This is a genomic window from Streptomyces sp. WAC05292 (assembly GCF_003949955.1).
Classification (GTDB): domain Bacteria; phylum Actinomycetota; class Actinomycetes; order Streptomycetales; family Streptomycetaceae; genus Streptomyces; species Streptomyces globosus.
In genome coordinates, this window is record NZ_RPSE01000242.1 from 1 (window position 1) to 9,373 (window position 9,373).

Sequence of the window (9,373 nt, forward strand, 5' to 3'; positions counted from 1 at the left end):
CGCTCCAGCAGCCCGTCCCGGTGCAGCCGGGCGACCGGCTCCAGGAGGTCGGGGTGGCGCAGGAGTGCGGCGGCGGCGGTGTCGCCCTCCGTCGGGCTGGTCAGCCGGCGGAAGCCGACGGGTACCGCCCCGGCGTGCTCGGTGCCGGCAACGGCGTCCACCGCGGCCGACGCCAGGTCGGGGCGGGCCAGGAGGCAGGCCGCCCAGCTGGCGACCGCCTCGTCGACCCAGGTGCGCCACGCCTCCGCGTCCTCGGCGGGGGCGGGCGGGTCCGCGTCGTGCGCGCCGTCGGACGGGCCGGGGAGCGGCAGGCCGTCGTCGGCGCCGGCCGCCCAGTCCAGGGCGCCCGACCCGCGGGCCCCGGTGAGGGCCGCCAGTTCCGCATCCATCCGGGTCGGGTAGCGCAGCCACGCCGCGACGGTGGCGGCCTGGTGGGCCTGCGCCTCGGCCAGGGCGCGCTGGAGCGCGCCGCCGGAGGCGGGGTAGGCGCGGGTGAGCCACTGCGCGGTGGCGGTGATCACCGGGGCGAGGCTGGACGTCGTGGACACAGGGGGCCATCCGGGTGCCGGAGGAGGGGGAACGACGACCATAGCGGTCGGCACAACCGGAACGGAATGGGAGAAATCACCGGCCGGAAGGTGCTGTCGGTCACACGGCGGCGCGACACACGCCCGCCGGCGCAGTGGCGTCCGGGCGTCCCGCGGCGGCTTTCACTGGTGTTTCACTGGTGACCGCGGCCGCGACCGGCTCGGCCTCCCGCAGGCAGAAGGAGCCGCCGTGGGACACGGCGGTGACGTGATCGCCGAGCCGACCGCCGACCACGAGGAGGTGGCCGAGCTCTCACCGGCATCGAGGAGCCGCCGTGGGGGCACCCCCGGCGCAAGGACCTGGTCGACCGGGTCACGAGCGAGCTGGTGCGCCACTCGGTGGCGGAGGAGGCCTGCCCGTATCCCGCGGTCCGCGAGCACGTCCCCTCCGGCGGCGCGCTCGCCGACAAGGAGCCGGAGGCGCACGCGGCCGCCGAGCGGACGATGAAAGGGCTGGAGGGCTGCGAGGCGGACGACCCGCGGTTCGACGGGCTGGTGCGGCAGCTGATGGCGGAGATCCGCGAGCACGTGGCGGACGAGGAGGCCGGCCTCTTCCCCCGGCTGCGCGCCGCCTGCTCGCAGCAGACGCTCCACGACCCGGGCGGCAACGTCCGCCAGGCGAAGAGGACGGCGCCGACCCGGCCGCACCCGGCGGCCCCCGGCCAGCCCCCGGCGAACAAGCTGCTCGCTCCGGGGGGCGGGCCTCGTCGACCGGCTCCGCGGCATGATGAGCGGCCGGGGTGAGGACACCTGAGCCGCCGACGCGGCGCGGCGGTCCCCCGGCAGGGGCGTGCGGGGTTTCCGGCACCGGCCGCCGGGCAGGTGCCGGCCATGAACGGCCGACCCGGCGCCGCGGACTTCGAGCTCGTGGACATGGTCCTCCTCCAAGAGGAGGGCCGGCCCGTGCGGATCCGTCCGGCGCAGCAGTCCGACACCCTCGACCTGCCGGAGGGCGGTGTCGTCACGCTGTCGCTCGTCTTCCGCCTGGGCCGGGACGTCGACGGGCTCACCTACACCGAGGTCCGCGTCCGGGAAGGAGTGCCCGGCCTCCCCTGCGAGACGCACCTGGGGAGCTTCCGCGCGGGCGGCCCGTACGAGATCCGCCTGCGCCCCGAGCGCCTGCCGTCGGGCCACGCGTCCTGCGGCGCGTACGAGGTGCGCGGCACCTTCACCGACCGCCGCGGCCGGCTGCTGGCCAGCGCGTACCGGCGCTACCGCGTCTCCCCGCACTCCGCCCCCGTGGTGCTCCCCGGCTCGGCGGACTCCGCCCCGCGGATCCCCGGCGGGGCGGTCAGGGGTTGAGGAGCCAGATCGAGGCGTTGAGGGTCGTCGCGAACGCCACCCACAGGGCGTACGGGACGAGGAGCAGCGCGGCCGGCCGGTAGGCCTTCGCGAAGACGGCGATCGTCGCGACCACGGCCGCCAGGAGCAGGCAGATCTCGGCGAACGCGAGCCCGTACCGGCCGGCGGTGAAGAACAGCGGAGTCCAGGCGAGGTTCAGCAGCAGCTGGGCCGACCACCACAGGAGCGCCGGGCGGCGCAGCTCGGGCCGGCCCCGGCGGACGACGAGCCAGGCGGCGACGGCGATGGTCGCGTAGAGGACGGTCCACACCGGCCCGAACAGCCAGGAGGGCGGCGCCCAGGCGGGCAGCTGCAGCGAGGCGTAGACCTCGCGGGAGCCGCTGCCGGCGAGGGCGCCGACGGCGGCGACGCCGTAGGTCGCGGCGAGCAGGACGAGCAGCAGCGGCAGGGGGCGCCTGGCGGCGGCGCGTGCTCCGGCGGTGTCCATGTCCGGCTCCTGTCCGTTCGGCGGCCCGGTACACCCCTCCCTTCGGCGTACGGCCGGCCCGCGGATGCACTGCGGCCTCGCGGGTCGGGGGCGCCGCCGCCGGTCAGTCCGCGGCGCCGGGGGGCCGGTAGCCGATCTGCCCGGCTCTGCGCAGGGCGTCCAGTGTCTCGTCGACGGTGAGCAGGACGGTCGTCTCGAACGAGCTGAGCGCCCCTCCCCCGCTGATCGCCAGCGCGACCGCGGCCATGGAGACGTTGTCCGGGGCCTCCCACAGGTTGTAGCCGTCGTGTGTGCCGAAGGCGTACCAGAAGCCGTGGAGCTTCCCGCCGACGGACTCGATGTACGAGCGGGCGGCCTGCGCGCGGTCCTCGGGGTGCCCGGTGAGCCTCGCCCACGTCTGCGGTGTGTAGCTGAACCTCGACAGGTAGAGCGGCATCGCGTCCCTCTCCTCCGTTTCCCACCACGCTGCCCGCAAGGGGTGGGAGGTCCTCGGATGCGGCCCGCCGACCACCCGGACGGCCCGGCCGGTTCAGCCGACGGGCGCCGGGTCGGCCTTCTGTCCCGGGGTGAAGGTGACGGGGAGGGCCTGGGGGCCGCGCAGCCCGCCGGGGCGCCAGCGGAGTTCGCCGCGGGGGACGGCGAGGGCGAGGTCCGGGAGCCGGCGCAGGGCCGTGCCGATGGCGATCTGCCCCTCCAGCCGGGCGAGGGGTGCGCCCAGGCAGTAGTGGATGCCGTGCCCGAAGGCCAGGTGGGCGTTGTCCTTGCGGGTGATGTCGAGGCGCTCGGGGTCGGGGAAGCGGGCCGGGTCGCGGTCGGCGATGGCCGAGGCGATCAGCACGGTCGCGCCGCGCGGGATCGCCACGCCCGCGATCTCGACGTCCTCGCGGGCGAAGCGGGCGATGCCGGGGCTGACCGGGCCGTCGTAGCGGAGGAACTCCTCGACGGCGCCGGGCAGCAGCCCGGGGTCGGCGCGCAGCAGGTCGAGCTGGCCGGGGTGGTCGAGCAGGGTGGCGATGCCGCCGGCGATGAGGTTGACGGTCGTGATGTAGCCGGCGGCGAGCAGCAGGAACACCATGGCGACGAGCTCGGGCTCCGACAGCTGCTGATCCTCGTCCCGGGCGGTGACGAGGGCGCTCAGCAGGTCGTCCACGGGGCGTGCCCGCTTGGCCTGGATGAGGCCGGTCACGTAGCCGTGCATGTGACGCCAGGCCTCCTCGACGGCGGCCGGGTCCGGGGGCTCCGCCCCCCGCATGATCATGCGGTCGGTCCAGTGCTGGAAGTCGTGGCGGTCGTCCACCGGTACGCCGAGCAGCTCGCTGATCACCGTGACGGGCAGCGGCAGCGCGAAGTCGGCGACGAGGTCGGCGCGGCCGGATGGGACGACGGCGTCGAGCAGGCCGTCGGTGATCGCCTGGATGCGCGGCCTCATGGCGGCGACGCGGCGGGCGGTGAAGGCCTTGGAGACCAGGCGGCGCAGGCGGGTGTGGTCGGGCGGGTCGCTGCGGAGCATGGTGCCGAGCAGGGACTCGCGTTCGGCGGTGGGCAGCTGCTGCTGGAGGCGGGCGTCGGCGGCGTCGCGGACGTCGCTGCTCAGGCGGGGGTCGGACAGGGCCGCCAGCCCGTCCTCGTAGCGGGTGACCAGCCAGGCTTCGAGGCCGCCGGCGATGACGGCGCGGCGGACGGGGCCCTCCTCGCGCAGCTGCCGGTACAGCGGGAACGGGTTCGCCACGAAGGCGGGATCGGCGTAGGGCAGCAGGACGGGCCGGTCACTCACGATGCCTCCCCGGGCGGTCGTCGTCCTCGCGTCGCACGAATCATGTCCTGTGCACCATTCTGCTGGGACGCCGCATTCCGGCCATTTCCGACGTCTGCCGGTGGGAACCGAATTGATCTTGTCGGTGTCCTCCCCGTACGAGAGCGCACGTGAAACGACAGGGAGGTCCACATGACGACGACTCGCCGTACGGCCCTGGCCATCGGGGCGGGAGCGGCGCTGGCCGCCGCCTTGCCGACGGGGACGGCGCACGCGGAAGGCGCGGGCGGCGGCGCGGGCGCGGTCGTTCCGGCGCTGCGCGCGCTGGAGCGCGAGTACGGGGCGCGCCTGGGCGTGTACGCCTGGGACACCGCCACGGGGCGGACGGTGGCGCACGGGGCCGACGCGCTGTTCCCGCAGTGTTCGCTGTTCAAGACGCTCGCCGCGGCCGCGGTGATGCAGCGGTTCGACCGGGACGGGGAGTACCTGGCCAAGCGGATCCACTACACGCAGGCGGACGTCACCCGGGCGGGCGGCGGCGAGATCACGCGGCGGGCGGAGAACATCGCCGCGGGGCTGACGGTGGCGGAGCTGTGCTCCGCCGCCATCGCGCAGAGCGACAACACGGCCGGGAACCTGCTGCTGGAGGAGCTGGGCGGCCCCGCCGCGATCACCTCCTTCTGCCGGTCCCTGGGCGACCCGGTGACGCGGCTGGACCGGTGGGAGCCGGAGCTGAACTCCGCCGAGCCCTGGGTGTCCACCGACACCACCAGCCCCCGCGCGATCGCGCGGACGTACGCCCGCCTGGTGCTCGGCGACGCCCTCCGGCCGCGGCACCGGGAGCTGCTGACCGGCTGGCTGCTCGGGAACACCACCAGCAAGGACCGGCTCCGGGCGGGCCTGCCCGCGGACTGGGCCGTCGCGGACAAGACCGGGGCCGGCTCCTACGCCGTCAACAACAACGCCGGCATCGCCTGGCCGCCCGGTCGGCCGCCGGTGGTGATCGCCGTCCTCAGCACCAAGCCGGAGGCGACGGCGCAGCGGGAGGACTCCCTGGTGGCCCGGGCGGCCGCGCTGGCGGTGCGGAAGTTCGCCTGACGGCCGGCCGCGCGGTCAGGCGGGGGCGGCCTCCAGGAGGAAGTACGGGGCCGCCCCCTCCAGCGGGGAGGCGGACAGGAGGGAGAGTCCGGTGCGCCCGCACAGGTCGCGGAAATCGGCCCGGGTGCGCTCCCGCCCGCCGAGGTTGACCAACATGTTCAGGTCGCTCAGGTAGGTGATCGCGCCGTCCAGGGCGTGGGCGGCGGCACCGCTGTCCTCCGCGGTGTCGGGCAGCACGGGCTCGACGATCAGCACGCGTCCGCGGGGCGGCAGCACGGCGCGGCAGTGGCGCAGGATGGTGGCCGCCCGGTCGTCCGGCCAGTCGTGCAGGACGCTCTTGAGGAGGTAGAGGTCCGAGCCGGCGGGGACGGACCGGAAGAAGTCCCCCGCAGAGGGGGCGCAGCGCCCTGTGAGCCCGTGCCGGCGGAGCGTCTCCGGTGCGGCGTGCAGGCCGCGGGCGGTGTCGTGGACGGTGCCGGTGAGGTGCGGGTGGGCGGTGAGGACCGCCGCGAGGAGGGTGCCGTCGCCCCCGCCGACGTCCGTGACGGCGGTGAACCGGGCGAAGTCGTAGGCGTGCGGCAGCACCGAGGCGGCCTCGGCGGTCGCCTGGCCCATCGCGGTGTCGAAGTCGGCGGACAGCTCGGGGTGGCGGGCGAGGTGGCCGAAGAAGTCGGTTCCGAAGACGGAGTCGAAGACGGCGCCGCCGCTGCGGACGCTGTCGTCCAGGTGCTCCCAGGCCCGCACGACCGCCGGATCGGTGAACACCCGCACGAACGACGCTAGCGAGCGGGGGTGTTCGGGGTGCAGGAGGGCGCCGGCGGGGGTGGTGCAGAAGGTGTCGGGGGCCGGCTCCTCCAGCAGGCCGAGGCCGGTGAGGGCGCGCAGCAGGCGGGTCACGGACCGGTGCCCGGCTCCGGCGTCGGCGGCCACGTCGCAGGCCCGGCGCGGCCCGGTGCCGATCAGTTCGACGATGTGCAGGCGGACCGCCGCGCGCAGCGCCTGGGCGGCCAGGCCGCCGAAGGCGAGCCGGACGGCCAGGAGGCGGTCGGTGGGTTCCGCCGGGCGGGTTTCGGTGCTCGTCACGGTGTGTCGTCCCTTCAGCCGGGTGATCGGGGCGGTGCCGGCCGGTGTCGGGCCGGCCGGAGGCGGTTACGGCAGGGCGGCCAGCGCCGCCGGGGTGCAGGCGGCGAACGCGGCGATGTCGCGGTGGAGGTGGGACTGGTCTGCGTAGCCGCAGGCCGAGGCGACGTCCGAGGCGTCGGCGCCGGCGCGCAGGGCGCGGGCGGCGCGGTCGAAGCGGACGAGCATGGCGGCCCGCTTGGGGGTGAGGCCGGTCTGCGCGGTGAAGCGTGACCACAGCCGTTTGCGGCTCCACCCGCAGGAGGCGGCGAGGTCCGCGACCCGCACACGCCCGCCGCGGGCGACGATGTGCTCCCAGGCCGCAGTGACCTCGGGGGCTGTCTCCGGGCCCCGGGCGGCCGTCTCGGCGAGGAAGCGGTGCACCAGGGAGAAGCGCCCGCTCCAGTCGGCGGTGTCGGCGAGCCGCTCCCGCAGGAGCCGCTCCCGCCTGCCCCACAGGTCCTCCAGCGGGGCGACGGTGCCGTCGAGTGCGCGGAGCGAGGGGCCCAGCAGGCAGTGGGCGGCGGTGGGCGGGAGGCGCATCTCGATGCAGCGGACGCGTTCGCCGCGGATACGGGCCGCGCCGGGCGTCGGTGCCGCGGCGAGGCTGTGGACGGGCCGCGGCGGACCGGCGCCGCAGTCGACCGTGAGGGGGGCGTCGCCGAGGCCGATGACGACGATCACGGCGGGCTGCGGAAGCACGCGCAGGTCGAACGGGCCGCCGGTGCGGTCGTGGTAGCCGGCCATGGAGACTCCGCCGAGGGAGGGGAGCGCGGCCGGCCGGGCGACTTCCCACCGGTTCCCCGCGGTGCGGTCGGCGGGGCCTTCCCCCGCTGCGTGGCTGCTCATGGCCCCACGATCGCCGATGCGCGGCGGCCCGTCTTGGACGAAAGTTCCGGAGCGGCGGCGGTCAGTCGGCGATGCGGAGGTCGCCGAACAGCAGGAGGTGCTCCAGGACGTCCTCCAACGGGTCGTCGATCTGGCCGGTGTTGACCAGGGCGACGACGGGGGCGTTGTGGGAGTCGTGGTGGGTCTCGTCGGCGGCGGCCGGGCCGGCGCCGAGCACGGTGAAGGCGGCGGCGAGCGCGGCCAGGCCAGTGGGGATGATCTTCTTCATGTCCGGTCAACGAGCGCGCCGCGACCGGGGTGCGGCCTGCGCCCGGGGCGGCAGGGGTACCGAACCCTGCCGCCCCGGGCGCAGGTTCAGGAAGAGGACGGCGGCGTGTCCCCGTCCTGTTCGGCGGTGCGTCGCTTGCGCCGCCACGCCGCGAAGGCGATCAGGCCGCCCACCGTGAGGACGCCCGCCTTGACGGCGATCTTCAGCGAGATCCACCCGGTCACGAACGGCACCCGCCAGCCCGCCCGCCACAGGAGGGCGATCAGGCCGAGGCCGACGACGACGCCGACGGCGACGCCCGCGGCGGTCCTGAGGCGTGTGGAGCCCTCGGACTCCGCCACCTTTCCATCTGTCATGACCACAACGCTATCGGCGGCGAGCGGTGTTCTTGTACGACGAAGGGACCATCTCCGCATCATCGAAAGTTGACGGCCCGACGGGCGGGCCCGGAGCGGAATCGTTTCCGCCGATGCGGGCCGGGGAAGGGGTGGGCTGCGAACAGCCCCGCTCCCCAGGGGGTTCCACAAGGGGAGGCGGGCGCGTTCGGCACTGCGGCACGGACGGGGGCGGCCGCTGTCGCTCCGGCTCTCCGGAGCCGCGCCACTTCCGGGAAGACAGGGGAGGTCTTCTTGTTACCCGTGGTCCTTTCCACGATCGTGACCGTGCTCGCGCTGCCTCCGGCGGCCGGCGGTGCGGACACCGTGTACGAACTGCCGCTGCCGGCCGGCAGCACGCACAGCACCGTCCGGGCGATGAACGACGCGGGGGACGTCGTCGGGCACGCTTTCGGCGACGACGGGACGGGCCGCCTGGTGCGGTGGGGCGCCGACGGCTCCCTCACCCTGCTCCAGGGCGCCGGCGGGGGCTCCGGGGGGAGCGCCGCCGGGATGGCGGAGGACGGCACCGTCGCCGGCTCGGCCGATACCCCCGACGGCGTACGGCACCCGGCGCGCTGGGACGCGTCCGGCCGGCTCACACGCCTGGAGGAGCCGTCCGGATTCGTCGAGGGCGAGGTGCTGGACGTCAACGACGCCCGCGTCGCCGTCGGGCACCTGTCGACGGGCAGCGCCGTGTTCCCCGCCCGCTGGGGCGCCGACGGGCGCGCCGTCCTGCTGCGCCTGCCCGCTCGGGCGACGGGCGGCACGGCCACCGCGATCAACGGGACGGGGGAGGTCACGGGGCACGTGTCCCTCCCCGGGGACCGTACGCGGGCCGTCCTGTGGGACCGGACGGGCCGCGTCCACGATCTCGGGTCGCTCGGGGGCGCGTACGCGGAGCCGTCCGACATCAACGACCGCGGGACCGTCGTCGGCCTCGCGACCGACGCCGACGGGACGTGGAAGGCGGCGCAGGCGCCGCGCGGAGGCAGGCTGAAGGCCCTGCCGTCCCAGGAGGCGGGGGCACGCGGCGTCCACCTGGGCGGCTCGGACGTGGTCGTCGGCAACGTCAAGGACCGCTCCCTGCGCTGGAGCGGCGGCACCGCCGTCGAGCTCCGGTGGGTGGCCGGCTCGGGTCCGACGTCCGTCAGGGGCGTCAACGACGCAGGGACGAGCATCGGCACCTCCGGCGCGTACGCCGTGACCTGGGACGCGCAGGGGAAGCCCACCGCCCTGCCGGTCCCGGCCGGCGCGGGCCGGGGCGAGCCGGTGGCGATCAACGGCGCCGAGGTGGTGGCGGGCAACGCGGCGGAGCCCGGCACCTGGCCCGTGCGCTGGCGCGCCGTCGTCTGGCGCTGACGCCCTGCCGCCCGCCGCCCCGCCGTCCCCGCGCACCGGTTGCGGGGACGGCGGGGCGGGCACGGCCTACACGGCCGCTCCCCTCACCGGGAGCCCGACCTGCCGGGCCGTGCCGGGCCGCGTCCCGGCACGGCCCGGCAGGTCGGGCTCCCGGTGAGGGGAGCGGCCGTGTAG

At 75.9% G+C, this 9,373-nt stretch carries 11 protein-coding genes and 1 pseudogene; 4 read left to right on the top strand and 8 right to left on the bottom strand.

All coding sequences use genetic code 11. From position 1 onward, the window contains the following. Positions 1-590: hypothetical protein (locus EF903_RS22175; RefSeq protein ID WP_125545847.1), on the bottom strand; the 590-nt coding region annotated here is incomplete at its 3' end. 187 nt (positions 591-777) lie between these two features. Between EF903_RS22175 and EF903_RS22180 the strand changes: the two are divergent. Both EF903_RS22180 and EF903_RS22185 read left to right on the top strand, forming a co-directional pair. Then, positions 778-1,341: pseudogene (locus EF903_RS22180) on the top strand (hemerythrin domain-containing protein). A gap of 77 nt (positions 1,342-1,418) precedes the next feature. Beyond that, the gene (locus EF903_RS22185) at positions 1,419-1,889 is read left to right on the top strand and encodes a hypothetical protein (protein ID WP_125545829.1); all 471 of its coding nucleotides are present in this window, start codon (positions 1,419-1,421) and stop codon (positions 1,887-1,889) included. On the opposite strand, the gene EF903_RS22190 is transcribed toward EF903_RS22185, so the two are convergent. From EF903_RS22190 to EF903_RS22200, 3 genes are all read right to left on the bottom strand, one after another. Beyond that, positions 1,879-2,376: a TspO/MBR family protein gene (locus EF903_RS22190; protein WP_125545831.1), complete on the bottom strand. Its 498-nt coding sequence runs from the start codon at positions 2,374-2,376 to the stop codon at positions 1,879-1,881. The genes EF903_RS22185 and EF903_RS22190 overlap by 11 nt on opposite strands. Positions 2,377-2,479: 103 nt before the next feature. Then, on the bottom strand, positions 2,480-2,812 hold the full coding sequence (locus EF903_RS22195) for a GYD domain-containing protein (protein ID WP_125545833.1): 333 nt from the start codon (positions 2,810-2,812) through the stop codon (positions 2,480-2,482). Between the two features lie 93 nt (positions 2,813-2,905). Beyond that, entirely contained in the window at positions 2,906-4,150 is a 1,245-nt protein-coding gene (locus tag EF903_RS22200; RefSeq protein ID WP_125545835.1) for a cytochrome P450, read from the bottom strand. A 171-nt stretch (positions 4,151-4,321) separates the two neighbouring features. Here EF903_RS22200 and bla point away from each other — a divergent pair, with 171 nt between their 5' ends. Continuing rightward, a complete protein-coding gene (gene bla / locus EF903_RS22205; RefSeq protein WP_125545838.1) occupies positions 4,322-5,227 on the top strand; it encodes a class A beta-lactamase in 906 nt (301 codons plus the stop codon). Positions 5,228-5,242: 15 nt separating this feature from the next. On the opposite strand, the gene EF903_RS34240 is transcribed toward bla, so the two are convergent. The 4 genes from EF903_RS34240 to EF903_RS22220 form a co-directional block, all read right to left on the bottom strand. After that, entirely contained in the window at positions 5,243-6,310 is a 1,068-nt protein-coding gene (locus EF903_RS34240; RefSeq protein WP_185902768.1) for a methyltransferase, read from the bottom strand. A gap of 66 nt (positions 6,311-6,376) precedes the next feature. After that, the gene (locus tag EF903_RS34245) at positions 6,377-7,195 is read right to left on the bottom strand and encodes a helix-turn-helix domain-containing protein (protein ID WP_185902769.1); all 819 of its coding nucleotides are present in this window, start codon (positions 7,193-7,195) and stop codon (positions 6,377-6,379) included. A gap of 61 nt (positions 7,196-7,256) precedes the next feature. After that, the gene (locus tag EF903_RS22215; protein WP_125545840.1) at positions 7,257-7,463 is read right to left on the bottom strand and encodes a hypothetical protein; all 207 of its coding nucleotides are present in this window, start codon (positions 7,461-7,463) and stop codon (positions 7,257-7,259) included. 86 nt (positions 7,464-7,549) lie between these two features. After that, on the bottom strand, positions 7,550-7,819 hold the full coding sequence (locus EF903_RS22220) for a hypothetical protein (protein ID WP_125545842.1): 270 nt from the start codon (positions 7,817-7,819) through the stop codon (positions 7,550-7,552). A gap of 306 nt (positions 7,820-8,125) precedes the next feature. On the opposite strand from EF903_RS22220, the gene EF903_RS22225 reads away from it, so the two are divergent. Further along, positions 8,126-9,199, top strand: a complete 1,074-nt coding sequence (locus tag EF903_RS22225; RefSeq protein ID WP_125545845.1) for a hypothetical protein — start codon at positions 8,126-8,128, stop codon at positions 9,197-9,199. The last annotated feature ends 174 nt before the right edge of the window (positions 9,200-9,373 follow it).

Coding starts and splice junctions, on each gene's coding strand:
- EF903_RS22215 (WP_125545840.1), bottom strand. CDS start 7,463: ATGAAGAAGATCATCCCCACTGGCCTGGCCGCGCTCGCCGCCGCCTTC.
- EF903_RS34245 (WP_185902769.1), bottom strand. CDS start 7,195: ATGAGCAGCCACGCAGCGGGGGAAGGCCCCGCCGACCGCACCGCGGGG.
- EF903_RS22220 (WP_125545842.1), bottom strand. CDS start 7,819: ATGACAGATGGAAAGGTGGCGGAGTCCGAGGGCTCCACACGCCTCAGG.
- EF903_RS22185 (WP_125545829.1), top strand. CDS start 1,419: ATGAACGGCCGACCCGGCGCCGCGGACTTCGAGCTCGTGGACATGGTC.
- EF903_RS22195 (WP_125545833.1), bottom strand. CDS start 2,812: ATGCCGCTCTACCTGTCGAGGTTCAGCTACACACCGCAGACGTGGGCG.
- bla (WP_125545838.1), top strand. CDS start 4,322: ATGACGACGACTCGCCGTACGGCCCTGGCCATCGGGGCGGGAGCGGCG.
- EF903_RS22190 (WP_125545831.1), bottom strand. CDS start 2,376: ATGGACACCGCCGGAGCACGCGCCGCCGCCAGGCGCCCCCTGCCGCTG.